Raw genomic sequence first — 24,290 nt, 5'->3', positions numbered from 1 at the left:
GGCTGCATTTCGACGAAGATGAACGCCTGCGCCGCGGCCCGCAAAGCCGCGGCGCAGGGCGTTTGGGAGTGGAACAATGCAGCGAAAGTCCCCGGGCACCGAGGCCCGGGGCCAAGGACAACATGGACCGATTGCAGACCATGCGGGTGTTTCAGACCGTGGCCGACGAGGCCGGGTTTTCGGCGGCGGCGCGTCGCCTGGACATGTCCGTGCCCACGGTCACGCGCCTGGTGGCCGACCTGGAGCAGCACCTGGGCACGCGGCTGCTGCAGCGCACCACGCGCAGCGTGTCGCTGACCGAGGCCGGCGAGGCCTATCTGGAGCGCGTGCGCGGCATCCTGGCCGATGTGGAGGATGCCTTCAGCCTCGCGCAGGCGCACACGCTGGAGCTGTCGGGCGCCGTGCGCGTGCTCACGCCGCCCGTGTTTGCCGAGCATGTGCTGGCGCCGCTGGTGGCGGACTTCCACCGCCTGCACCCGCGCATCTGCATCGAGGTCTTCGTGGAGTCGGCCAGCGAGGCCGCCGTGGGCGAGTACGACATCACCTTCCTCAACGCCGAGGAGGGCTATGACGGCAACGTGGTGGCGCGGCCCATCGTCACCACCTGCGGCCTGGCATGCGCCTCGCCCGAGTACCTGGACGCCCATGGCGTGCCCGCCGTGCCCGAGGATCTGGCGGGCCACCAGTGCCTGCTGCGCCGCCGCGCCCAGGGCCGCTCCGACGTGCTGCGCCTGCGCCGGCTCGATGGCAATGCGGGCGAGGCCGAGGTGGCCGTGCAGCCCGTGCTGGTGGCCAACCACACTGGCACGCTGCTGCGTGCCACGCTGGACGGCGCGGGCATCAGCACCCAGCCGCTGGACCTGATTGCGCGCCACCTGCGTTCGGGCCGCCTGCGCCATGTGCTGCCCGAATGGACCACGGGCCATTTCACGCTCTACGCCACCTTGCCCACGCGCAAGTTCATGCCGGCACGCGTGCGCAGCTTCCTGGACTTCGTGGCCGAGCACACGCAGCGCTCCATGCAGGGCCTGCCCGCCAACTTGCCGGCCCTGTCCATCTGAGCGCGGCTGTCATCTAGGTTACTGGCGGGGCCCTGAGGGTCTCGGGGTTTCCCAGGTGAATTCCGCTGTGCGGAATCTTCGGGTTGATCGTGGCGCCGCCCCCCTCCTAAGCTGGCCTTGCCTGTCTGCCGCATGCGTTGTCGCGCCGCGCCGGCCGGCCATGCAAAGGAGACAAGACAATGCAAGCACAGACCCTGGCCGGGCGCCGAGCCGCGCCTTTCCGCAGGAGGCGTTGAATGGACGTTTTTCTGCAGCAAGTGCTCAACGGCCTGACCCTGGGCGGCATCTACGGCCTGGTGGCCCTCGGCCTGACCCTGGTCTACGGCATCCTGCACGTGCCCAATTTCGCGCACGGCGGCTTCTACATGATCGGCGCCTTCGTGGCCTTCCAGGCCATGGTGGCCTGGAGCTGGGGCTACTGGGCGGCCATGCTGACCGCAGCCATCGCGGTGGCGGTGCTGGGCATCGTCAGCGAGCGGCTGATCTTCCATCCGCTGCGCAAGGCCTCGCCCCTGCATCCCAAGATCGCCTCCATCGGGCTGCTGCTGTTCCTGGAAGCGGGTGCCCAGGCGCTGTGGGGCGCTGACTTCCAGCGCATGCCCACGCCCTACACCTCCATCGTGGAGATGGGCGGCATCACGGCGCCCGCGCAGCGCCTGCTGATCATCGGCGCGGCCTTTGCGCTGATGGTGGCCCTGCACCTGTTCCTGACGCGCACCATCACGGGCGCGACCATCATCGCCATGGCGCAGAACCGCGAAGGCGCATCCATGGTGGGCATCGATGCCAACCGCGTGTCCATGCTGACCTTTGCCATCTCGGGCGTGCTCGCGGCCGTGGCGGCCACGCTGTATGCGCCCATCAACCTGGTCTATCCGGCCATGGGCCACCTGGTCATCACCAAGGCCTTCGTGATCATCATCCTGGGCGGCATGGGCAGCATCCCGGGCGCCGTGCTGGGCGGGCTGATCATCGGCTTTGCCGAGAGCTTCGGCGCCTACTACATCTCCACCGACTACAAGGACATCATCGCCTTCGTGCTGCTGGTGGTGATCCTGTCGCTGCGCCCGCAGGGCCTGTTCGCCAAGAGGAGTCATTGAATGAACGGATTCATCGACTCCCGCGTCGCCTGGGGCCTGCTGCTGGCCGCCGGCATCGCCTTTCCCTGGCTGGCGGGCAATGACTACCACCTCACGGTGATGAGCACGGCCTATATCTTCGCCATTGCCACGCTGGGCCTGAACCTGATCACGGGCTACACGGGCCAGCTCAACCTCGCGCACGCAGGCTTCATGGCCGCGGGCGCCTATACCGTGGGCATCCTCACGGTGGATCATGGCTGGCCGTTCTGGGGCGGGCTGGTGATGTCGGGCGTGGTGTGCGCGGTGCTGGGCTACCTGATCGGCATCGTCTCGCTGCGCCTGAAGGGGCACTACTTCTCGATCTTCACGCTGTGCGTGGGCTACATCATGTTCCTCGTGATCGAGAAGTGGGAGGGCCTGACCCACGGCACGGTGGGCATCATGGGCATCCCCGCGCCCGAGGCCCTGGGCGCGCTGAGCTTCGAGTCGCCGCTGGCGCTGTACTACCTGGTGCTGGCCTTCCTCGTGGCCTCGGTCTGGGTGATGCGGCGCATCGTCCGGTCGCTGCTGGGCCGCACCTTCATGGCCATCCGCAACAGCGACGAGCTGGCCGAGGCCCTGGGCATCAACCTCATGCGCAACAAGGTGCTGGCCTTCATGCTGAGCGTGGTCTACGCGGGCGTGGCCGGCGGCCTGTATGCGGGCTTCGTGCGCTTCATCGGTCCCGACATGGCCGGCGTGCACCACACCTTCGACATGATGATCTTCGCCATGGTCGGCGGCATGGGCACGGTGCTGGGGCCGCTGCTGGGCGCCATCGGCATGCCCTGGATCACGCAGTACCTGCAGTTCCTGCAGGAGTACCGCTTCATCGTCTTCGGCCCGATTCTCGTGATGCTGGTGATCTTCATGCCCTACGGCGTGGTGGGCAGCTTCACCGCATGGCGCGCGCGCCGCAATGCCAAGGAGGGCAAGCCGCATGCTCAAGATTGACCACCTGACCAAGACCTTCGGCGGGCTGGCCGCCGTGAGCGATGTCAGCACCGTGATCGAGGAAGGCCGCATCAACGCCATCATCGGCCCCAACGGCGCGGGCAAGACCACGTTCTTCAACCTGATCAGCTGCGTGCACAAGCCCACCTCGGGCACCATCACCTTCAACGGCCAGGACGTGACCTCGCTGCGCACCGACCAGGTGGCGAAACTGGGCGTGGCGCGCACCTTCCAGACCACGGCGCTGTTCGACCGCGCCACGGTGCTGGACAACCTCATCGTGGGCCACCGGCTGCGCACGCGCTCAGGCCTGTGGGACGTGCTGCGCGGCTCCAGCCGCCTGCGCGAGGAAGAGCGCGTGTGCCGCGAGAAGGCGCGCGACGCGCTGGACTTCGTGGGCCTGTCGCATGTGGCCGGCCGCATCGCGGGCGACATCACGCAGGAGGAGCGCAAGCGCGTGGCCTTCGCGCTGGCCCTGGCCACCGACCCCAAGCTGATGCTGCTCGACGAGCCTGCCGGCGGCGTCAACCCAGAGGAGACCGAAGGCCTGGCCGAGCTGATCCGCAAGCTGGTGCGCCATGGCATCACGGTGGCGCTGATCGAGCACAAGATGGGCATGATCATGAGCCTGGCCGACAAGATCCTGGTGCTCAGCTACGGCGAGAAGATCGCCGAGGGCACGCCCGAGGAAATACGCCGCAACCCCGCCGTCATCGATGCCTACCTGGGGAGCGAGCATGCTGAAGTTTGAGAACGTGTCGCTGCGCTACGGCAGCTTCCTGGCGCTGGACGGGGTGAGCCTGCATGCCGACCGCGGCGAGCTGGTGGTGCTGCTGGGCGCCAACGGCGCGGGCAAGAGTTCGCTGTTCCTCACGGCCAGCGGCATCCACAAGGCCGCGGGCGGCTCCATCGTCTGGAATGGCAAGGAGCTGGCTGGCAGCAAGCCATCGGCCATCGTGCAGTCCGGCGTGGTGCAGTGCCCCGAGGGACGCAAGCTGTTCCCCCAGATGTCGGTGCTGCGCAACCTGCAGCTGGGCGCCTACGTGCACCGCCGCGACCCCGGCCCCAGCCAGAAGACGCTGCAGGAGGTGATGGAGCTGTTTCCCATCCTGCGCGAGAAGCAGCACGACCCGGCTGGCTCGCTGTCGGGTGGCCAGCAGCAGATGGTGGCCATCGGCCGCGCCATGATGGGCCGACCCCAGGCCCTGCTGCTGGACGAGCCCTCGCTGGGCCTGGCGCCCCTGGTCATCAAGCAGATGTTCGAGGCCATACAGCGCATCAACGCGGCCGGCACCACCGTGCTGCTGGCCGAGCAGAACGCCTATGCGGCGCTGAAGATCGCGCACCGCGCCTATGTGATGGAAAGCGGCCGCATCGTGCGCGAGGGCAAGCCGGCCGAGCTGCTGGCTGACGACTCCATCCGAAAAGCCTACATCGGTGCATGACATGACACTGCACCCCCTGAGCCGCTGCGCGGCTTCCCCCTCTCTCTCGCTTCGCGAGGGAGGGGGACGACGCCCTCGCTGCGGGGCGGCCCTTGCTCGGCGTCCCTGGTCTGGGCTGCGCCGGATTTATGCGTTGCGTCAGCAGCGATTCGTTCTTCACTATCCAAGGAGACAGACATGACAGCATTCGCACCATTGACCCGCCGCAGGGTGGGCACGCTGGCCCTGGCCTGCGCCGCCGTGGCCGCCGCCGGCCCTGCGCTGGCGCAGGAGGTGGTCAAGATCGGCTACTCGGGCCCGCTGTCCGGCGGCGCTGCCCAGTACGGCAAGAACGTGCTCGACGGCATGCAGATGGCCGTCTCCGAGATCAATGCCGCAGCGCCCGAGATCGGTGGCAAGAAGGTCAAGATCGAGATCGTGCCGCTGGACGACAAGTACAATCCGTCCGAGACCGCGATCAACGCCCAGCGCCTGGTGCAGCAGCACAAGACGGCGGCCATCCTGGTGCCGCATTCGGGCGGCATCTTCGCGCTGCAGACCACCAACGAGCGCAGCAACTTCATCGTGCTGGCCTACAGCTCGGTGCCGCAGATCACCAACCGGGGCAACAAGCTGACCCTGCGCATCCCGCCCGAGTTCACCTCGTACATCGACCCGTTCTCCAAGTACGTGATGGGCCGCTTCGGCAAGAAGGTGGCCCTGGTCGGCGCCGACCACGACTACGCCAAGGCCTGGGTCGCTGCCTTCAAACCCGGCTGGGAAAAGCTGGGCGGCACCGTGGTGGCCGAGAACGCCATGAGCTACAACCGCGCCACCGACTTCTACAGCGGCGTGAGCAAGGCCCTGGCCGAAAAGCCCGACGTGCTCTTCGTGGGCGGTGCCTCCGAGCCCACGGCCCTGGTCGTCAAGCAGGCGCGCGAGCTGGGCTTCAAGGGCGGCTTCGTGGTCATGGACCAGGCCAAGCTCGACGAAATGGCCCGCGTGGTCGGCGGCTATGCGCCGCTGGAAGGCGCCATCGGCGTCATGCCCGTCTCCGAGGACACCAAGCCCGAGAACAAGGCCTTCGTCGAACGCTTCGGCAAGGTCTACCCGGGCCGCATCCCCGGCTCGGAGGCGCAGTGGAACTACACGGCCGTGCACGCCACCGTCAAGGCCATGCAGCTGGCCGGCTCGGCCTCGGACACCAAGGCCATCCACGCCAAGCTGGACGAGGCCTACAAATCCCTGCGCCCCGACGTGAACCCCGGCGGCGTCAAGGGCGTGGATGAGCGTGGCGGCACGTTGACCACGGAACGCGGCGCCGCTGTGCGCGACGGCAAGATTGAGGCGGTGATGACGGTGGCGAACAAGTAGAGCGCCGCTCAGTTTTTCGACCGAAAGCGCCTGGTGCCAGCTTGATCTGGCCCAGGCGCTTTCTTGTGGACTCAGTTGCCTGATACTTACGTTTGACGTTACTGACGTGGTGCGTTATTATTTGCTTCCATGACGATCCAGTCATTCAAGTGCCCCGACACCGAGCAACTGTTCCAGCAGAGGCGGGTGCGTCGGTGGAGCAGCATTGAAGTGGTTGCGCTGCGCAAGCTTCGGATGCTGCATGCAGCTCATGTGCTTCAGGACTTGAGGGTCCCGCCCGGAAACCGGCTGGAGGCGCTACAGGGGGATCGCAAGGGGCAGCACAGCATCCGCATCAATGACCAGTGGCGCGTGTGCTTTGTGTGGACCCATGAAGGCCCGAGTGAGCTGGAGATCGTCGATTACCACTGAAGCGAAAGCGTTGATCCTGGATCTGGCGCAGGAGTGCTGACCATGAACAAACCTTTGAACCTCCCCACGCCAGGCGAAATCCTGGCCACTGAATTCCTGGAGCCCATGGGCCTGACGCAATACCGCCTGGCCCAGGCCATCCATGTCCCGCAGACACGCATCGCGGCCATCGTCAAGAACGGCCGCTCCATCACCGCGGATACGGCGCTGCGCCTTGCGCGCTTCTTTGGCACGTCCGTGGAGTTCTGGATGAATCTGCAAAGCCAGTACGACGCCGACATGGCACGCAAGTCCATCGGCGACGACCTGGAGACCATCGAGCCCTTTGCCCTGCAGGCTTGAAGAAGACATGCTGAGTCGCTGCGCAGCGGCTCAAGTAAGAAAGGCCCCTGCACCGCGGTACAGGGGCCTTTCTCATTGCAGGGCTGCGTTGTTTACAGCAAGCTCGCTCCACCATCCAGCACCAACGCCTGCCCCGTCATGTGCCGAGACGCATCGGACGCCAGGTAGACCACGGCGCCCTTGAGGTCCTCCTCGCCGCCGATGCGGCGCAGCGGGGCGCGGGCGATGAGCTGGTCGCCGAGCTTGTCGATGAGGCCGTTGGCCAGCTTGCTGGGGAAAAAGCCCGGGCAGATGGAGTTGACGCGGATGCCGTAGTGGCCCCATTCCGAGGCCAGGGTGCGCGCCAGGTGCACGGCGGCCGCCTTGGAGGTGTTGTAGGCCACGGTGTTCATGCCGGGCGGCGTGCCCTTGAAGGCCGCGACCGAGGCCGTGATGATCACGTTGCCCTGGCCCTTGGGGATCATCACGCGCCTGGCCACTTCGCGGGTGAGGAAGAAGGGCGCGGAGACGTTGAGGTTCATGACCTTGTTCCAGGCCTCGTCCGGGTATTCCTCGGCCTTGGCGCCCCAGGTGGCGCCAGCGTTGTTGACGAGGATGTCGATGTCGCCGCAGCGCGTCAGCACGTCGTCGACCAGGGCGGGGATGGTGTCGAACTTCTGCAGGTCGTTGGTGAAGGTCTCGACCTGGTAGCCCAGGCCCTGCAGGTGGGCCTTGGCCTCGGCCAGTTCGTCGGACTTGCGCGCCGTGATGGCGAGGCGGGCGCCCATCTCGCCCAGCGCCTCGGCCATCTGCAGGCCCAAGCCGCGCGAGCCTCCGGTGATGAGGGCGGTCTTGCCGGTGAGGTTGAACAGTGCTTTCACGCTCATGCTGGGTGTCTCCTGCCTTGGTTTCCTGATGGTTGAGCAACGCCCTCCATGCTAGGGCGCCAGGGCGGCGCGCGCTGTCGTCTTGGCTACTGTGCGGGTAATGCGCGGGTACTGTGCGGGCGCCTGCGGGACAGCCGGCCAGGCCCGGTCTGCGGTCAGGCGCGGTCTATGTCCTGCTGCAGCCGCCGCACCATGCGCTGCAGCGCGGGCACGCCGTCCTGGCGCAGCGCATCGGCCGTGACGAAGCGCGAGGGCCCGCCCAGGCTGACGGCCATCAGCGGCAGGCCACGCCCCGGCGAGAAGGCCAGGGCGATGGCGTTGACCTCGGGCTGCCAGTCGCCGAACGAGCACGACAGCCAGGGTTGCGGATGGGGGCTGGCACCGGGCCACAGCGGCAGTTGGGCCTGGGCGGCGGCCCATTGCTCGGGGGCGTGCGATTGCAGGTAGTCCAGCGCGCGCTGGCGCTCGGATGCGGGGCTGGCGGCCAGCCAGGCGCGGCCCACGGCCGTGGTGGCCAGGGGGATGCGCGAGCCCATGTCCAGGTCGCGGTGCGTGAAGCGCGCGCTGGGGCAGTGCTCGATGTAGACCATGTTGTGCCGGTCGCGTGCGGCCAGGGCCACCTCGGCATCGGTGGTGGCGGCCAGCTTTTGCATCAGCGGGCGCGCGATCTGGCGCACGTCCAGGCGCGAGAGCATGGCGCTGCCCAGGGCCAGCGTGGCTGTGCCCAGGCGGTATTTGCCCTCTTCGGGCACATGGATGAGGTAGCCCAGCGTGGTCAGCGTGTGCGTGAGGCGCGAAACCGTGGACCTGGGCAGTCCGCAGCGCCTGGCGATGTCCTGGTTGCCCAGCAGCTTTTCGCCGGAGCGAAAGCAGGACAGGACATCAAGGCCGCGCGCCAGGGCGACGATGAAGTTGCGGTCATCGTCGCCGGGCTGGGGCGGCGGGGTGCGGGAGGGCGGCATGCGCCGATTATCGGCAGCCGCCCCGCCACGGGGTGTCGTGGGCTTTACTTCTCGACGAAGGCGCGCTCGACCACGAAGTCGCCGGGCGTGGTGGTGTTGCCTTCCTTGAAGCCGCGGTGCTCCAGCAGCTCCTTGAGTTCGTTCAGCATGGCGGGGCTGCCGCACAGCATGACGCGGTCGGTCTCGGGGTTGAGCTCGGGCAGGCCGATGTTCTGCGGGAAGGTGCCGGCCGTGATCTGGTTGGAGATGCGGCCCTGGTTGCGGAAGGGCTCGCGCGTCACCGTGGGGTAGTAGACCAGCTTGTCCTTGACGATTTCGCCGAGGAATTCATGCTCGGGCAGTTCCTTCTCGAACAGCTCCTGGTAGGCCAGCTCGCTGGCGTGGCGCACGCCGTGCACGACGACGACCTTCTCGTAGCGCTCGTAGGTCTCGGGGTCGCGGGCCACGGCCAGCCAGGGGGCCAGGCCCGTGCCGGTGCCGATCAGGTACAGGTTCTTGCCGGGCAGCAGGTAGTCGATCAGCAGCGTGCCCGTGGGCTTCTTGCCGACGAGGATGGTGTCGCCGACCTGGATGTTCTGCAGGCGCGAGGTCAGTGGACCGTCGGGCACCTTGATCGACAGGAACTCGAGGTGCTCCTCGTAGTTGGGGCTGGCGATGGAGTAGGCACGCAGCAGGTTCTTGCCGTCGACCTTCAGCCCGATCATCGTGAAATGGCCGTTGGAAAAGCGCAGCGCGGTGTCACGGGTGGTGGTGAAGGAGAAAAGGCGGTCGGTCCAGTGGTGGACGGACAGCACGCGTTCTTCAAGAAAAGCACTCATGTTGGCAATACGGTGAATTCGGGGCAGGCAGTGCCCGCCGGGACGTTGCAATGAGAGGTCAGTGCCATTCAGGCACGCGGTGGCGGGAAGCACAGGGGGCAGGCGCGGTGTGCGCGTTGCCGCTGCTTCGTGGCGGCCGGTGACCGGGGCAAGGTCGCTATTGTCCGGTAAATGGCGTCAAAAGGGGCAGGCGCGAACCTTTGTCTTGATACGGATTAGTGATAAGTAAAATGACGCTGGCTGAATCGCTGCAGCGCTCACTAGGGCTTTTCAGCCGGGCCAGCGCCAAGCGTCCAGGGCAGGACCGCTTCGGCCAGCCAATCCATGAGCACGCGCACGCGGCGCGGCAATTGGCGGCGCTGGGCGTAGATCAGGTACAGCGGCATGGGCGGCGGCGGGTGGCGGGGCAGCACCTCGACCAGTTCCCCTGCGTCCAGCAGCGGCTGCACGGCCAGGCGCGGAACCTGGATCAGCCCCAGGCCGGCCTGGCAGGCCGCGAGATACGCCTCGGCGTTGTTCACGGTGAGCGCGCCCGCCATCGGCAGGTACCGGGGCTGGCCATCCTCCTCGTACTCGAAGCCCAGCGGCCGCGCGCCCAGCGTGCGCTGGTAGTGCACCAGCCGGTGACCGCCCAGATCCTGCAGCGTGGCGGGCAGCCCGTGGGCCTGGACATAGCCGGGGCTGGCGCAGGTGGCCAGCGCCACCAGGCCCAGCGGGCGTGCCACCAGGCCGGGCTCGTCCACGGGGCCCAGGCGCAGCACGCAATCAAAGCCTTCGCGCACCAGGTCCACGCGGCGCTCGGTGCAGCTCAGCTCCAGCTCCAGCGCCGGATGGCTTTGCAGCAGTTGCGGCAGCAAGGGCATGACGACGTGGCGCGCCAGGCCGGTGGTCATGTCCAGCCGGACCTTGCCCTGCAGCGGCGCGTCGCCGGCCTGCTGGAACTGGCCCTGGAACTCGTCCACGTCGGCCAGCAGGTCCTGGCAGCGCTCGTAGCAGGCCTGGCCATCCTGGGTCAATTGCACGCGCCGCGTGGTCCGGTGCAGCAGCCGCGTGCCCAGCCGCGCCTCCAGTTGCTGCACGGCCTGGGAGACGCTGGCCTTGGGCAAACCCATGCTGTCGGCCGCACGCGTGAAGCTGGCCATCTCGGCCACGCGGCTGAAGATCTGCATCTGCTCCAGAAGCTTGATTGTTTGCATGGGGCGAACAAATAAATCAGAAACAGCCAATTTATCCAAAAATCGACCTTCAATACAGTCGCTGTCATTGCAAACCACCTAACGAGGTCCGCCATGACAGTTTCTCCTTCGACCGCTTCTTCCCCTGCCGCCCGCCGCATCGTCCTCGTCACGGGCGGCAGCCGCGGCCTGGGCCGCAATACGGCCGAGCACCTGGCGCGCCAGGGCCTGGACGTGGTGCTGACCTACCGTGAGCGTGCCGACGAGGCCCAGGCCGCCGTGGCCGCCATCGAGGCGCTGGGCGGGCGGGCCGCCGCCCTGCAGCTGGACGTGGCGCGCAGCGCGGGCTTTGCGGACTTTGCGGCCCGCGTGCGCCAGGCGCTGGCCGATACCTGGCAGGCCGACCGCCTTGATGCGCTGGTGCACAACGCCGGCATCGGCATCAATGCACCCTTCGCGGCTACCACCGAGGCGCAGTTCGATGAATTGGTCGCCATCCACCTGAAGGCGCCGTTCTTCCTGAGCCAGCACCTGCTGCCCCTGCTGCGCGATGGCGGCAGCATCATCCACCTGTCCAGCGGCCTCACGCGCTTCACCCAGCCGGGCTACGCGGCCTATGCATCCATGAAGGGCGGGGTGGAGGTGCTGACGCGCTACCTGGCGCGCGAGCTGGGGGCGCGCGGCATTCGCGTCAACACGGTGGCGCCGGGCGCGATCGCCACGGACTTCGGCGGCGGCCGTGTGCGCGACGATGCGCAGATGGGCGCCGCCCTGGCCAGCCAGACGTCACTGGGCCGCGTGGGCCAGCCCGACGACATCGGCCCCGTGATGGCCGCCCTGCTGCAGCCCGGCATGGGCTGGGTGCAGGGCCAGCGCATCGAGGCGTCGGGCGGCATGTTTCTCTGAAGGCGCCGGGAGGGCCGTCAGCGCAGGCGCTCGCGCGCCACCATGGACAGCAGCACGATGGCGGCTGCTGCGGCGATGTGGCCGAACCAGGCCACCAGCCCCAGCGACCAGGGCTCCACCTGCAGCGCCGCCCACAGCGACAGCGCCAGCAGCACCCAGCCGGCCGCGCGCAGGCGCCGTGTGTGGGCAGATGGCAGTTCCTTGCCGAACAGGTCGCTCTGGTGGCGGTCCATGGCCAGGGCCAGGCAGGCGAAGGCGCCCAGGGCCAGCAGCTGACAGAACAGATGGGCCATGCTCATGCGCTGGTCTCCGCTGCGGCGGCTGCTGCTGTGGCGGCCACTGCCGTGGCGGCTGCTGCAGTGGCTGCCTTGGGCGCGGGCCGGGCGGCGCGCACTGGTTTGGCCTTGGGCTGGTGGCGCTGGGTGCGCAGGGCCAGATGGGCATGCAGTGCGGCCAGGGCCAGCAGCATGAGGTCCATGCCGGCAAACACCCAGTCGCCCGCGCGCAGGCTGGCCAAGAGGCCGCGATCCGTGGTCAGCGCGTTGACCACGGGCAGCAGGGCCAGAACGGCGGCGCCGGCCCACAGCAACTCGATCCAGGCCCGCTTGGCGGGCCGGCCCATCGCCCAGAACAGGGTGGCGCCCCAGGCGATGAACATGGCGTGCACCTCCCACTCGGCGCGCTGCGCCATCTCCACCGGCAGCAGGCGGTTGGCCCAGAGCATGCCGGCCATGCCGATGGACAGGCCGGCGATGGTGGCGATGTTCAGCCGTTCCACGAGCCGGAAGCCGAAATGCGGCCTTTCCGGGTCGGGCAGCTTGCTGCGCCGCTTCACGTTCCACAGCACCAGTCCCGTGCCCACCATGGCCGTGCCCGCAAGGCTGACGATGAAGTACAGCCAGCGCGTGGGCAGGTCGCCGAAGCGGCCCATGTGCAGCGCATAGAGCACGCCGCGCGTCTCGGCGGCGGCGCCCACGCTGTCCTGTGCCTGCAGCAGCTGGCCGCTGACGCCGTCGAACATCATGAACTGCGGGCTGATGGAGACGCGGCCGTTCTCGCCGCGGATGGCGGTCACGCGCGCATTGGCATCGCCGGGCAGGTTGACGTTCAGGCGTTCCACCTGGCCCGCGCCCCAGCGCTGCTCGGCCTGGCGGACCATGTCGGCCAGCGGTGCCAGGGGCGCGGCCTGGCCCGAGGGCTTGCCAGCGGGAACAAAGGCACTGAGCTGCTGGCCGGCCACCACGCGCTGCTCGGGCGTCATGGTGGTGGCCAGATTGGCCCAGGGCATGTACATCAAGGCCAGGGTCACCAGCCCGGTGTACGTGATCATCAGGTGAAAGGGCAGGCCCAGCACCGACAGCGCGTTGTGCGCGTCCAGCCAGGAGCGCTGGCCCTTGCCCCAGCGGAAGGTGAAGAAGTCGGCAAAGATCTTCTTGTGCGTGATCACCCCGCTGACGATGGCCACCAGCATGAACATGGCGCACAGCCCCGCCAGATAGCGGCCCCAGAGCACGGGCATGTAGTGGAACTGGAAGTGGAAGCGGTAGAAGAACTCGCCGCCGCGCGTCTCGCGCACCGGGCCTTCGAGGCGCGTGCCGGTGGCCGGGTCGAAGCGGCCGTTCTCGAAGCGGCGCTTGCCCTGGCCTTCGGGAGGGCTCCAGAACACCGTGGCCACCGTGCTGCGTTCATCGGGCAGGTTGATCAGCCACCGAGGGCTTTGCGGTGCCAGGCGCGCCATGGCGTCACCCACACGCTGGGCCACCAGCGCGGGCTCGCTCGCCTGGCTCTGGTGCGGCTGCTCGGGCTGCATCCACTGCGTGATCTCGTTCCTGAAATAGCTCACCGTGCCCGTGAGGAACATGGCGTAGAGGAACCAGCCCAGCAGCAGGCCGACCCAGGTATGCAGGTCGGACATGGTCTGGCGGATGCCGGGCGCCTTGGCGGCTTTCGCGGGCTTGGCGGGCTTGCCGGCCGTGTTCGTGGTGTCCATGGTGTTCGTGTTCATGCGCCCAGCCCCTTGCCCCAGGTCCACCACGCGGCAGGCGCCAGCACCAGGGCGGCGACCAGCAGGCCGGCCCAGGCGCGCGTGGCGCTGCGCACGGCAAACACCCAGATCACCGCGCCCGCATAGACGGCAAAACTCAGCAAGGTGCCCGAGATCGCCGCCTGCGTGCGGTCTGCGGGCAGGGCCAGCACGGCCACGCTGGCCAGCGCCGCCACGGCGTAGCCGCCAAACAGCGCGGCGAGGATGCGGGAGATCAGCGGCCCGTAGTCACGGAACCAGTCACGGAACCAGTCATGGGTGCGGGCAAGAGTGGGAGATGGCATGGCACGGGGCCTGGAAAGGCTCGAAAAACGCCGGCTGGAGGGGGCGGCGGTGGCGCGGATGTTATTTGAGAATAAGTCCCATTACAAGCGGTGCAGTCAAGTGCGCCGCCACATCCAGCGCTGCCGCGCGCCAAGCGCCCCGGCGCTCAGCCCGCCGGCTGGCGCATGCGGGCCTGCAGGTTCTCGAAGATCTGGCGTGTCACGGGGCTGATCACATGGCTGCGGATGTACAGGCGGTAGGCCAGGTCCGGCAGCGGCGGCATGCCGTCGCCCGCGCCCAGCACGCGCAGGCCCGGGTCGAGCTGCTCCACGCCGCGTGCCGTCACGCCCAGGCCAGCGCGCAGCGCCGCGCGTATGCCCACCAGGCTGGTGCAGGTGTGGCGCGGCGTCCAGGCAATGCCGGCCGCATCCAGCGCATCGCAGCCCAGGCGCCGGAAGATGCTGGGCCCGTCTGCCATGACCAGGGGCACGGGCTTGCCCGGGTCATGGGCATAGCCCGCGCCGCACAGCCACACGGTGGGTGTGGAGCGCAGGGCAAAGCCCTCGAAGCCCTCATCCTCCCGGTTGGAGATGGCCAGGTCCAGCTCGCCCTGCTTGAGCGACTCCATCAGGAAAGGGCTGCGCCCCACATGGATGTCGATCTGCATGCCGGGAAAGTTCAGCGCAATCTCCTGCAGCACGGGCGGCAGCATGTTGTCGGCCGCGTCGTGGGGCGCGCCAATGCGCACCAGGCCCTGCACCTGGCGGTGCTGCAGGTTGCGCAGCGCCTCGTCGTGGATGGCCAGCATGTGGCGCGCATAGCCCAGCAGGCGCTGGCCATGGTCGGTGAGGCGTTTTTGCCGGCCCTGCTTCTCGAACAGCGCGTGGCCGATCTTCTCCTCCAGCCGCTGCATCTGCTGGGTGATAGCCGATTGCGTGCGCCCCATCTGCACGGCGGCGGCGGCAAAGCTGTCGTGGCTGGCAATGGCGGCCAGGGTGCGCAGCAGGTCCAGGTCAAGCGTCTCCATACTTCAATTTTATTGAAGTATTTATTGGGCATGCGTGGATTGTTGCGGGCGGGGCGCCTCACTACAGTGGGCTTCAACGACGACAAGGAGCCCCCTTTGAACACCATCACCATCACCAACACCACCAACAACACCATCACCGAACAGCGCAGCGCCGCCGTGGCAGCGGCCATCGACAGCATGAAGCAGGCCATTGGCGAGGACGCGGCCACGCGCGCCAGCCTGGACGCCGTGCTCCAGCAACTGCTGGGCCTGGCCGCGCGCCGAGACTTCTGGCAGCAGGCCGACTACGCCGCACCCGAGCAGGGCGAGCACCAGGCGCGCTACCTGATCGCCGAGGACGCCGACCAGAGCTATGCGCTGTACCTCAACGTCATGCGCCCGGGCAAGCGCATCGTGCCGCACAACCACACGACCTGGGCCTGCATTGCCGCCGTGGAAGGCACGGAGCACAACCGCGTCTACGAGCGCACCGACGACGGCTCCGTCCCCGGCAAGGGCACGCTGCGCGAGACGGAGCTTGTGGTGGTCGCGCCAGGCCAGGGCATCGCCCTCATGCCCGAGGACATCCACTCCGTGGAGATCCAGGGCGATCAGGTCATCCGCCACCTGCACATGTACGGCCGCGCGCTGGAGACGCTCAACGAGCGCACCAGCTACGACCTGGCCACCGGCACCTGCCAGACCATGGCCATCGGCGTGCAGACGCGCCGCTGAGCCCAGGCCTTCCGGCCGCTATCTCCCGCTTCCTGCCTTTTCACTGTCCATGCCGCAGCGCGCCCCACGGGGCGTGCGTGGCAGGGCTTTGCCCGAAATTCCTTGCCGATCTTTTTCCCGGACCGCATGCAATGACCGCATCCATTGACGCCCACACCCTCAAATCCTGGCTGCACGACGGCCAGGAGATCGCGCTGCTCGACGTGCGCGAGCACGGCCAGTACGGCGAGTCGCACCTGTTCTACGCCACGCCCCTGCCCTACAGCCGGCTGGAGCTGGATGTGCCCCGCCTGGTGCCGCGCAGGCAGGTGCGCGTCGTCACCTACGACGGTGGCGAGGGCGATGCCAGCGCGGGCGTGGCCGAGCGTGCCGCGCGCCGCCTCGAAGCCCTGGGCTATACCCATGTCGCCGTGCTCGAAGGCGGTGCCAAGGCCTGGAGCGCTGCGGGCTACACGCTGTTCGCCGGCGTGAACCTGCCTTCCAAGACCTTTGGCGAACTGGCCGAACACGCCTATGGCACGCCGCGCATCACGGCACAGCAGCTGGCGGCGCGCCAGGCGGCGGGCCTGCCCCTGGTGGTGCTGGACGGCCGGCCCGTCTCCGAGTTCCACAAGATGAACATCCCCGGCGCCATCTGCTGCCCCAATGGCGAGCTGGCGCTGCGCGTGAGCCGTCTGGTGCCCGATGCGGCCACGCCCATCGTGGTCAATTGCGCGGGCCGCACGCGCTCCATCATCGGCGCGCAGACCTTGATCAACCTGGGCATTCCCAACCCCGTCTACGCGCTGGAGAACGGCACCCAGGGCTGGTACCTGGCCGACCTGCCGCTGGAGCACGGCGGCACGCACCGCTATGGCGACGACTCGGCCAGCAGCGCGCTGCAAGCACAGGCCCGTGCCCTGGCCGAACGCTTCGACGTGCCCGAGGTCGATGCCGACACCGTGCGCGCCTGGAGCCAGGATGCTGCGCGCACGCTGTTCCTGTGCGATGTGCGCACGCCCGAGGAATTCAAGGCCGGCTCGCTGCCCGGCGCCCAGCACACGCCCGGCGGCCAGCTCATGCAGGCCGGCGACCAGTACGTGGGCGTGCGCGGTGCGCGCCTGGTGCTGTTCGACAGCGATGGCGTGCGCGCCCCCGTGGTGGCCAGCTGGCTGCGCCAGCTCGGCCATGACGCTTGCGTGCTGCGGGGCGGCCTGCACAGCGGCCTGGACCTCGCACCGGCCCAACTGCCCCAGACCCCCGCACTGGCAGGCATCACGGCGCAGGCCCTGCACGAGCGCATGCACCAGGGCGAGGTGGCCGTGGTCGATCTGCGCGCGGGCATGAAGTACCGCGCAGGCCACATCGCCGGGGCCCGCTGGTCCATCCGCCCGTGCCTTGCCAGCGATCTGGCCGGCGAGACGCGCCAGATCGTGCTGGTGGCCGACGAGCCCGGCATGGCGCAATGGGCCGCGCTGGAACTGCAGGGCGCCGCGCCGCTGCTGCTCGAAGGCGGCCTGGCCGCATGGCAGCAGGCCGGCCTGCCCGTCGAGGCCACGCCCGACAGCCCCACCGACGCCGAGTGCATCGACTACCTGTTCTTCGTGCACGACCGCCACGACGGCAACAAGGAAGCGGCACGCCGCTACCTGGCCTGGGAGACGGGCCTGGTGCCGCAGCTCGATGCCCAGGAACTGGCCGCCTTCCGCCTGCCGAGTGCATGAAGCTCCCCCTGAGCGGCTTCGCCGCTTCCCCCTCTCTCGCTGCGCGGGAGGGGGACGGCACCCTCGCTGCGGGGGCGGCCCTTGCTTGGTGCCCCTGGCCAAAGTCACGTCAGTTGCAAAGGCAGCGCCATATATCGCTGACTTGCCGTAGAGCGACATAAATCAGATCACATAACGACAGGAGACAAGACATGTTCGCAATCCCCACCCTGGCCAGGATGCTGGCCGCCAGCCTCGCGGCCCTGGCCATGCTCTCGCAGGCCATGGCCGAGCCGCTGGCTGCGCGCAACGGCTATCCGGCCCAGCCGATCCGCTTCATCTCGCCCTTCCCGCCGGGCGGCGGCAACGACGCCAGCACACGCTGGGTCACCACGCGCCTGACCGAGGCCACGGGCCAGCCCTCCGTGGTGGAAAACCGGGGCGGTGCGGGCGGCAATATCGGCGCCAAGGCCGTGGCCGAGGCCAAGCCCGATGGCTACACCGTGCTCACGGGGCAGGTCTCGCTGATGGCGGTGAACCCCGCGCTCTACAGCGCGCCGGGCTTCGATCCGCTCAAGAACTTCGTGCCCATCACGCAGATCAACGCGGCGCCGCTGGCCATCGTGGTCGCCTCGGCCTCGCCCCTCAAGAGCTTTGCCGACCTGGTGGCGCGCAGCAAGGGCGAGCCGGGCCGCGTCACCTATGCCACGCCCGGCAACGGCACGCTGTCGCACCTGGTGGGCGTGGTGCTGTCCAAGGAAAACGGCGTGCCCATGACCCATGTGCCCTACAAGGGCGCGGGACCGGCCATCAACGATCTGCTGGGCCAGCAGGTCGATGTGCTGATCACCTCCACCTCATCCGTGGCCGGCATGATCCAGGCGGGCCAGGTGCGCGCGCTGGCCGTCACCAGCCCGCGCCGCATCGGCGTGTTCGGCAAGGTGCCCACGCTGGAGGAACTGGGCCTGCGCAATGCGCGCTTCGAGGACTGGTACGGCTTCTTCGCACCCGCCGGCACGCCGCCCGAGCGCGTGGCCTATCTGCACGACGCCATCGTGCGCACCCTGCAACTGCCGGAAGTGACCAAGCTGGTCGTCGATGGCGGCAGCGAAGTCGTGGCCAATACGCCCGAGGCCTTTGCCGCCCAGCTGCGCCAGGACATGGAGCGCTGGTCGCGCGTGGTCAAACTCTCGGGCGCGAAGATCGACTGATGGCTGCCGCACACGCCCCCGTGCCTGGCGCATCCGCCCCTGGCGCCCCCGCGCTGGACCTGCAGACCCGGCTGCTGCATGCGGGCAAGCGCCCGGCCTATGCGGGCGGCACGGCCGTCAACCCGCCCCTGGTGCGCGCCAGTACCGTGCTGTTCGAGAGCACGGCACAGCAGCGCGAGATGCGCGAGCGCCGCGCCGGCGAGCGCATCTTCAGCTACGGCGCGCGCGGCACGCCCACCGGCTTTGCGCTGGAAGACGCCGTCAGCGAGCTGGAAGGCGCCCACCGCACGCGGCTGCTGCCCACCGGCCTGGCGGCCATCGGCATGGCCCTGCTCAGCTACCTGCGCCCCGGCGACCATGTGCTGCTGACCGACAGCGCCTACCAGCCCGTGCGCCACCTGGCCGGGCAATGGCTGCGGCCCTACGGCATCGAGTACGACTTCTTCGCGGCCGATGGCAGCGACGCCCAGGCGCGCATGCGCCCCAACACCCGCATGGTCTATGCCGAATGCCCGGGATCGCTGGTCTACGAGATGTGCGACCTGCCCGCGCTGGCGGCCATGGCCCATGCGCGCGGCGCCCTGGTCGTGGCCGACAACACCTGGGGGTCGGGCTGCCAGTACCGGCCGCTGGCGCTGGGGGCCGATGTCTCGGTGATGGCAGCCACCAAGTACCTGTCGGGCCACTCCGACGTGATGATGGGCACCGTGGCCACCACCGAGGCCGCCTGGGAGCCGCTGGCTGCGCGCTGCGATGCCTTCGGCATGGCGGTCAGCCCCGACGATGCCTGGCTGGTGCTGCGCGGCATGCGCTCGCTGGCCGCACGGCTGCAGATGCACGAGGCGCATGCGCTGGAGGTGGTGCACTGGCTGCAGCAGCACCCGGCCGTGGCCACCGTGTTCTGCCCCGCGCTGCCCACGCACCCCGGCCATGCGCTGTGGCTGCGCGACTGCCAGGGCACGAACGGCCTGGTGTCGCTGGAGTTGCAGCCCGGCACCGCCGAGGCTGCCGTGGACCGCTTCATCGACGGCCTGCGCCTCTTCGGCATCGGCGCCTCCTGGGGCGGCTACGAAAGCCTGGCAACGGCCGCGCACATGGCGCAGGCGCGCAGCGTCACCGACTGGAGTGCGCGCGGGCCCGTGGTGCGCCTGCACATCGGCCTGGAGTCGCCGCGCGACCTCATCGCCGACCTGGAGCAGGGGTTGGCGGCGCTGGACATGCCTGCCTGAGCGATCAGGCCCTCTGAGCGCGCGCCAGTTCGCCGGCCAGCGTCTGCACCAGCGCAGCGGCCGGCATCTCACGCGCCAGCGGCGCACCCTGGCCGGCCCAGTGGGCTGCGTAGTCGGAGCTGCCTTGGGCGGACGCCGCCTGGTGCAGCGCCTTGCCTGCGTCGTAGACGCGCGGGTAGTCGGGCAGGGGCTGGCCATGGCTGGCGCCCAGCGCATGCAGCCGGTTGACCATGCCGCGCGCCGGCCGGCCCGAGATGGCGGCGGTGATGCCCGTGTGGTGGGCGCGTTCGCTGCGCAGCTCGGCACGGTAGGCCGGGCTGGCGGACGATTCAGGGCAGAGGATGAAGGCCGTGCCCAGCTGCGCCGCACAGGCGCCCAGGCCCAGCGCGGCCGCAATGCCCTCGCCGTCCATGATGCCGCCGGCCGCGATCACCGGCAGGGCCGTGTTGCGCGCCAGCACGCGCACCAGGGCGAAGGTGCCCATCATGCGGTCCTGCGCGGGGTCGAACGTGCCGCGGTGCCCCCCGGCCTCCACGCCCTGGGCCACGATGGCATCGACACCGGCCTGCTCCACCTGGCGCGCCTCGTCCAGCGACGTGGCGCTGGCCAGGGTCACGACGCCGGCCGCGCGCAGCGCGTCGATGAAGCCCTGCTCAGGCAGCCCGAAATGAAAGCTCACCACGGCAGGCCGCTCCTGCAGCAGCATGGCCTGCAGCGCGGCGTTGCCGACGGCGGTGGCGTAGATCTCGTTGAGCGTGGCAGGCGGCGCGGCGCCGAAGCGCGCGAACTCGGGCGCCAGATGGTCCAGCCAGGCGGCCTCGCGCTGCGCATCGGCCCGGGCCGGCCGGTGGCAGAACAGGTTGACGTTGAAGGCGCCCGATGTCAGCGCACGCGTCTGCACGATCTGCTGGCGTGCCTGCTCCGTGCCGCTGGCGCCAATGCCCAGCGAGCCCAGGCCGCCCGCATCGGTGACGGCGGCCGCCAGCGCGGGCGTGGACGTGCCGGCCATGGGGGCCTGGATGATGGGATGGCGCATGCCCAGTCGGGCCATCCACGCGGTCTTTGCAGTGCTCATACGACTCCTTGTTTCCTGTCTCGAATCCGCGCACTCATGCGGCGGCCTGCCGGCGCGCGCTGGCGCGGCTGGCGGCGATCATGAGCGTGCCCAGCAGCAGCGACACGCTGCCGATGACGAACAGGCGCTGGTACGAGCCCAGGCCCGCATAGCTCCAGGCCATGAAATATCCCGACACGGCCTGCATCAGCGCAAAGGCCGCCGTCGCATAGCCCCACATGCGCTTGTGCTGCACGGGGCCGATCAGCTGCATCAGATAGCCCGAGGTGATGGCCGCCATGCCCGGCGACAGCGCGCCCACCAGAAAGGACGAGGTCGCATGCCCCGCAAATCCCACCCAGAACAGCGGCATGGCAATGGCCAGGGTCTTGACCGCATAGGCGCCCGTGGTCGTGCCCCACCAGCCAAAGCGCGTGGCGCACAGCGAGGCCACCAGCGGCCCGGCAATGGCGCCCAGGCCGAACACGGCCCACTGCGTGGAGGCGTAGGCATCGCCCAACTGCAGCTCGCGCGCCAGGTAGTCCACCCAGAACACCGTGTGCGGCACAAAGCCGAAGGCGTCCGTCATATAGGCCAGCATCACCAGCACCACGGGCAGCGTCCACAGGGGCGCGGCGGGCACGGGCCGGGCATGGGGCGTGATGGCAATGGGTGCAGGCACCGGCAGCCGCCGCACATGGCGCCAGCCCAGCCAGCCGGCCCAGGCGCAGACCGCCGCCAGCGCCCACCAGACGGCTCCCAGGCTCTGGCGCGCCAGCAGCGGTATCAGCGTGGCCGACAGCAGGGCGCCGGCACCTATGCCGCAGAACATCAGCGGCCCCAGGGCCGCACGCCGCTGCAGGGGGGTGGCCGCCAGGGCCACCGAGGGGCCCAGCACCATCAGGATGGCGCCGCCAATGCCCGAGATGCAGCGCCAGGCAAAGAACCAGGGCATGGGCAGCGGCCAGGCGCAGGCCGCAAAGCTCAGCGCCAGGGCCACCCAGCACCACAGCAGCACGCGCAGCGCGCCCAGGCGTTCGGCCAGCGGCGCGGCGGCCAGAGCCCCGATCAGATAGCCCAGCAGGTTGGCCGCACCCAGGTAGGCCACCTGCTCGCCGCTGAACCAGCCGGCATGCACCATCTGCGGCATCAGCGCCGTGTAGGCAAAGCGCGCCAGGCCGACGCCGCTGAGCGTGGCCATGAAGCCGGTCAGCAGCAGGGAAGTTTCGTTGCGTTGGATCACGGGAGTGGGCGCCATGCGGGGAGGATGGGCATACATTAGGCGCTGCCGCCCATCATGTCCAATGATTCAAAATGATGGCGTCGATCTCGATTGAAGATGGATGTCACTGGAGCCGCGATGCAACTGAAGTCCCTGCGCATGTTCCTGGCCGTCTGCGACAGCGGCAGCTTCGGCGCCGCCGCGCAGCAACTGCACACCGTGCAGTCCAACGTGACGGCCCATGTGAAAAAGCTCGAGGACGAGGCCGGCGTGCAACTGCTGGAACGCAGCGCACCCGTGCACGCCACGCCTGCCGGCCGCCTGCTGGAGCAATACGCGCGGCGCATGCTGGCCGACCATGACGAGGCGCTGGCCCTGCTGCAGGGCAGCGCCCGGGCCGCAGGCGCGCTGCGCATAGGCTCCATGGAAACCACGGCCGCGCTGCGCCTGCCGCCGCTGCTGGCGCGCCTGCACCAGGCCCAGCCCGGCCTGGACCTGGAGCTGCGCACGGCCACCACGGCCGAGCTGCTGGCCGATCTGCTTGCCGGGCGGCTGGACTGCGCCTTTGTCTCGGGCATGCCGCCCCAGTCCCGCCTGCAGGGCTGGCGCGTCTTCGAGGAGGAGCTGGTGCTGGTCACCGCCTTCGCGCTGCCGCGCTTTCCCGATGCCGCCCAGCTCAGCGCCGTGCCCTTCCTGGCCTTCCGCCAGGGCTGCAGCTACCGCCAGCGCATCGAACTGCTGCTGGCCGCGCGCGGCGTAGCGGCACGCATCATGGAAATGGGATCGCTGGACGCCATCCTCGGCTGCGTGGCCGCCGGCATGGGCTACGGCCTGCTGCCGCGCAGCGTGGTCCAGGCCCAGCAGCACCGCTTCGGCGTGCACATCACGGCCCTGCCCGGAGCACTCGCCCAGGAAGTCGCCCGCGTGGAAACCTGGTTCGTCGTGCCCGCGCGCCAGGGCTGGTCGCCTGCGCTGCATGCGTGCGTGGAGGTGTTGGGGATCGAGGGTGTGCAGGGCGAGGCAGCCCTTGGCCTGGAGGAAGTCCCGGCGGCGTCTGCCTGAGGCTCAGAACAGGTCGGAAGGCAAGGCTGCTGCCTTCTGGGCGATGTCCACCAGTCTTTGGGCCTGGGCGGTCGCATAGGCGGCGATGCGCTGGGCGAAGGCGTGTTCTTCTGGCGTGTAAGGCGATTCGCGCAGAACCTTGGCCGCCGCACCAGGGGCTGCCTTGGCCATGCGCTGGGCTTCACGTGTGAGCAGCCTGCGGTCTATCGCACACAGGTGGGCGAAATGCGCAAACTCGAAGGGTGTGAGTTCCTCCAGCGCAAAGCAGTCGCCGAAGGCCATGGCCAGTTCCTGGGACACATCGGGATACTGGGCCACGCTGACGAGGTCGTACCAGGGTGCGGTCGCCAGGCCTTGCGGCAGCACGTGGAAGGAGAAATTCTTGCCATGTGCGTCGCCATTGCCGATCAGTATCTGGAACAGCGCCCATCGGATCATTGCCAGCTTGTCCGCAGCCTTTGCCACCGAGTGCTCCAGTAGACCGAACAGCCGGGGAAAGCTCATGCCGTCGCGGTAGAGCCGGGCATCGCCCACGCTGCCGATGTGGTGCTCGTACTTGTAGCTGACGGGCAGATCGCCCGCTTGGCATGCATCGATGATGTGGGTGCGCAGGACCCGCCTTTGCGGCGCCTGCCGCACGCGGTCAAAGCGCCTGACTGCCAGCACCGGCTGTGGCACGTGCAGCATCTGCACCTCGGCTGCAGGCAAGCGCATGGCCGCTGCCAGGCGCATGCAGAAATGCTCGTTCACCACCATGTGCGGCACCGCGCTGTCGCGCGGCTGGGGTTTGAGGATGTGGGTGGACGGAACGTTGTCGGGAAGGAAGATGGTGTCTTCCTGCACGCTCTCGCCTTCCACGTGCACGGGCAGCTTGTCCTGGTAGCCGGCCACCGACATGCGCACTTTGCCATCCCACTCGATGAAAGGGCGTGTGTCTCGGTCTGCAATGCGTTGGGCGAGTTCGGCTGTCGATATGGGGCGAGCGGCATTGGCGGCCTGGGGATCGGGCTTGCTGCCGTCGGCCTGAAACCGGAAAGCCCCGGTGGTCTCGGCGCCGAGGGCGCGTATCAGACCGAAGATGTTGCCCTTGCCTATGCCCTGACTTCTGGCCACCACATCCAGCGCCGCGCCTTCGGGCAGCAGGTTCTCGATGAAACGCCGGATGGAGCGCGAGTCGTAGCCCCCTTCGGGAGCGGCCAGCGGCAGGCAGGGCGCCAGGTAGAAAGGCCGTTCCTGCTCCAGCCATGCAGGCGCATACCGCAGTCCCCAAAGATCGTTGTGCGGGTCGTGGGTCACATCGGCCACGTGCGTGCCGACATCGTTCCACAGCGAAAGCGAAAGCGACGGCGACGTGGCCATGTGCG

25 protein-coding genes are annotated in these 24,290 nt (G+C 68.7%); 14 read left to right on the top strand and 11 right to left on the bottom strand.

Annotated features, from left to right (window positions below; translation table 11 throughout):
- Positions 1-122 precede the first annotated feature (122 nt).
- The 8 genes from AC57B5_RS19460 to AC57B5_RS19425 all read left to right on the top strand — a co-directional run bounded on the left by AC57B5_RS19460 (position 123) and on the right by AC57B5_RS19425 (position 6,687).
- Positions 123-1,061 (top strand): LysR family transcriptional regulator, encoded by a 939-nt coding sequence (locus tag AC57B5_RS19460; RefSeq protein ID WP_043780296.1) that lies wholly within the window; start codon positions 123-125, stop codon positions 1,059-1,061.
- Positions 1,062-1,297: 236 nt separating this feature from the next.
- Positions 1,298-2,161 carry a branched-chain amino acid ABC transporter permease gene (locus AC57B5_RS19455; RefSeq protein WP_043823209.1) on the top strand — a complete coding sequence of 288 codons (864 nt, stop codon included), beginning with the start codon at positions 1,298-1,300 and terminating at the stop codon, positions 2,159-2,161.
- The gene (locus tag AC57B5_RS19450) at positions 2,162-3,136 is read left to right on the top strand and encodes a branched-chain amino acid ABC transporter permease (RefSeq protein ID WP_012202200.1); all 975 of its coding nucleotides are present in this window, start codon (positions 2,162-2,164) and stop codon (positions 3,134-3,136) included.
- The gene (locus tag AC57B5_RS19445; RefSeq protein ID WP_012202201.1) at positions 3,123-3,887 is read left to right on the top strand and encodes an ABC transporter ATP-binding protein; all 765 of its coding nucleotides are present in this window, start codon (positions 3,123-3,125) and stop codon (positions 3,885-3,887) included. Before AC57B5_RS19450 ends, AC57B5_RS19445 begins: the two co-directional genes overlap by 14 nt.
- On the top strand, positions 3,874-4,581 hold the full coding sequence (locus AC57B5_RS19440; protein WP_043823207.1) for an ABC transporter ATP-binding protein: 708 nt from the start codon (positions 3,874-3,876) through the stop codon (positions 4,579-4,581). Before AC57B5_RS19445 ends, AC57B5_RS19440 begins: the two co-directional genes overlap by 14 nt.
- A 177-nt stretch (positions 4,582-4,758) precedes the next feature.
- A complete protein-coding gene (locus AC57B5_RS19435; protein WP_013800139.1) occupies positions 4,759-5,934 on the top strand; it encodes an ABC transporter substrate-binding protein in 1,176 nt (391 codons plus the stop codon).
- Positions 5,935-6,063: 129 nt separating this feature from the next.
- Positions 6,064-6,345, top strand: a complete 282-nt coding sequence (locus tag AC57B5_RS19430; RefSeq protein WP_099732503.1) for a type II toxin-antitoxin system RelE/ParE family toxin — start codon at positions 6,064-6,066, stop codon at positions 6,343-6,345.
- A 42-nt stretch (positions 6,346-6,387) separates the two neighbouring features.
- Positions 6,388-6,687, top strand: coding sequence for a HigA family addiction module antitoxin (locus tag AC57B5_RS19425; protein WP_349614699.1), 300 nt, complete (start codon positions 6,388-6,390; stop codon positions 6,685-6,687).
- A 92-nt stretch (positions 6,688-6,779) separates the two neighbouring features.
- On the opposite strand, the gene AC57B5_RS19420 is transcribed toward AC57B5_RS19425, so the two are convergent.
- The 4 genes from AC57B5_RS19420 to AC57B5_RS19405 form a co-directional block, all read right to left on the bottom strand.
- Positions 6,780-7,553: an SDR family oxidoreductase gene (locus AC57B5_RS19420; protein ID WP_012202205.1), complete on the bottom strand. Its 774-nt coding sequence runs from the start codon at positions 7,551-7,553 to the stop codon at positions 6,780-6,782.
- 155 nt (positions 7,554-7,708) lie between these two features.
- Complete coding sequence (locus AC57B5_RS19415) at positions 7,709-8,515, bottom strand: helix-turn-helix domain-containing protein (protein WP_492905714.1); 807 nt, start codon at positions 8,513-8,515, stop codon at positions 7,709-7,711.
- Between the two features lie 44 nt (positions 8,516-8,559).
- Positions 8,560-9,333 (bottom strand): ferredoxin--NADP reductase, encoded by a 774-nt coding sequence (locus AC57B5_RS19410; RefSeq protein ID WP_012202207.1) that lies wholly within the window; start codon positions 9,331-9,333, stop codon positions 8,560-8,562.
- A gap of 260 nt (positions 9,334-9,593) precedes the next feature.
- Positions 9,594-10,529 carry a LysR family transcriptional regulator gene (locus AC57B5_RS19405; protein WP_043780301.1) on the bottom strand — a complete coding sequence of 312 codons (936 nt, stop codon included), beginning with the start codon at positions 10,527-10,529 and terminating at the stop codon, positions 9,594-9,596.
- Between the two features lie 93 nt (positions 10,530-10,622).
- Between AC57B5_RS19405 and AC57B5_RS19400 the strand changes: the two genes are divergently transcribed.
- A complete protein-coding gene (locus AC57B5_RS19400; protein ID WP_496400154.1) occupies positions 10,623-11,414 on the top strand; it encodes an SDR family NAD(P)-dependent oxidoreductase in 792 nt (263 codons plus the stop codon).
- 17 nt (positions 11,415-11,431) lie between these two features.
- Here the strand turns inward: AC57B5_RS19400 and AC57B5_RS19395 are convergent, their stop codons facing one another.
- The 4 genes from AC57B5_RS19395 to AC57B5_RS19380 all read right to left on the bottom strand — a co-directional run bounded on the left by AC57B5_RS19395 (position 11,432) and on the right by AC57B5_RS19380 (position 14,749).
- Positions 11,432-11,713 carry a DUF3325 domain-containing protein gene (locus AC57B5_RS19395; RefSeq protein ID WP_013800144.1) on the bottom strand — a complete coding sequence of 94 codons (282 nt, stop codon included), beginning with the start codon at positions 11,711-11,713 and terminating at the stop codon, positions 11,432-11,434.
- The gene (locus tag AC57B5_RS19390; protein ID WP_496400153.1) at positions 11,710-13,419 is read right to left on the bottom strand and encodes a PepSY-associated TM helix domain-containing protein; all 1,710 of its coding nucleotides are present in this window, start codon (positions 13,417-13,419) and stop codon (positions 11,710-11,712) included. The genes AC57B5_RS19395 and AC57B5_RS19390 overlap by 4 nt, the downstream gene beginning before the upstream one ends.
- Complete coding sequence (locus tag AC57B5_RS19385) at positions 13,416-13,742, bottom strand: DUF3649 domain-containing protein (protein ID WP_013800146.1); 327 nt, start codon at positions 13,740-13,742, stop codon at positions 13,416-13,418. Before AC57B5_RS19385 ends, AC57B5_RS19390 begins: the two co-directional genes overlap by 4 nt.
- Before the next feature lie 146 nt (positions 13,743-13,888).
- Complete coding sequence (locus tag AC57B5_RS19380; RefSeq protein ID WP_013800147.1) at positions 13,889-14,749, bottom strand: LysR substrate-binding domain-containing protein; 861 nt, start codon at positions 14,747-14,749, stop codon at positions 13,889-13,891.
- A gap of 180 nt (positions 14,750-14,929) precedes the next feature.
- On the opposite strand from AC57B5_RS19380, the gene AC57B5_RS19375 reads away from it, so the two are divergent.
- From AC57B5_RS19375 to metC, 4 genes are all read left to right on the top strand, one after another.
- Positions 14,930-15,466, top strand: coding sequence for a cysteine dioxygenase family protein (locus tag AC57B5_RS19375; RefSeq protein ID WP_496400867.1), 537 nt, complete (start codon positions 14,930-14,932; stop codon positions 15,464-15,466).
- A 131-nt stretch (positions 15,467-15,597) separates the two neighbouring features.
- Positions 15,598-17,169 carry a rhodanese-like domain-containing protein gene (locus AC57B5_RS19370; protein WP_496400152.1) on the top strand — a complete coding sequence of 524 codons (1,572 nt, stop codon included), beginning with the start codon at positions 15,598-15,600 and terminating at the stop codon, positions 17,167-17,169.
- Positions 17,170-17,360: 191 nt separating this feature from the next.
- The gene (locus AC57B5_RS19365; protein WP_496400151.1) at positions 17,361-18,359 is read left to right on the top strand and encodes a Bug family tripartite tricarboxylate transporter substrate binding protein; all 999 of its coding nucleotides are present in this window, start codon (positions 17,361-17,363) and stop codon (positions 18,357-18,359) included.
- Positions 18,359-19,588: a cystathionine beta-lyase gene (metC, locus tag AC57B5_RS19360; RefSeq protein WP_496400150.1), complete on the top strand. Its 1,230-nt coding sequence runs from the start codon at positions 18,359-18,361 to the stop codon at positions 19,586-19,588. The genes AC57B5_RS19365 and metC overlap by 1 nt, the downstream gene beginning before the upstream one ends.
- Before the next feature lie 4 nt (positions 19,589-19,592).
- Here the strand turns inward: metC and AC57B5_RS19355 are convergent, their stop codons facing one another.
- Both AC57B5_RS19355 and AC57B5_RS19350 read right to left on the bottom strand, forming a co-directional pair.
- Positions 19,593-20,663, bottom strand: coding sequence for an NAD(P)H-dependent flavin oxidoreductase (locus AC57B5_RS19355; protein WP_496400149.1), 1,071 nt, complete (start codon positions 20,661-20,663; stop codon positions 19,593-19,595).
- Between the two features lie 34 nt (positions 20,664-20,697).
- Entirely contained in the window at positions 20,698-21,900 is a 1,203-nt protein-coding gene (locus AC57B5_RS19350) for a YbfB/YjiJ family MFS transporter (RefSeq protein WP_016448656.1), read from the bottom strand.
- A gap of 102 nt (positions 21,901-22,002) precedes the next feature.
- On the opposite strand from AC57B5_RS19350, the gene AC57B5_RS19345 reads away from it, so the two are divergent.
- Complete coding sequence (locus AC57B5_RS19345) at positions 22,003-22,926, top strand: LysR family transcriptional regulator (RefSeq protein ID WP_065345440.1); 924 nt, start codon at positions 22,003-22,005, stop codon at positions 22,924-22,926.
- A gap of 3 nt (positions 22,927-22,929) precedes the next feature.
- On the opposite strand, the gene AC57B5_RS19340 is transcribed toward AC57B5_RS19345, so the two are convergent.
- Positions 22,930-24,285, bottom strand: coding sequence for a HipA domain-containing protein (locus AC57B5_RS19340; protein WP_496400148.1), 1,356 nt, complete (start codon positions 24,283-24,285; stop codon positions 22,930-22,932).
- Positions 24,286-24,290: the final 5 nt, after the last annotated feature.

It is taken from the genome of Delftia sp. BGA-UO-ETr-SB1, assembly GCF_059567865.1.
The sequence above is the reverse complement of the archived record's forward strand: the minus strand, read 5'-3'. Positions and strand labels throughout refer to the sequence as shown.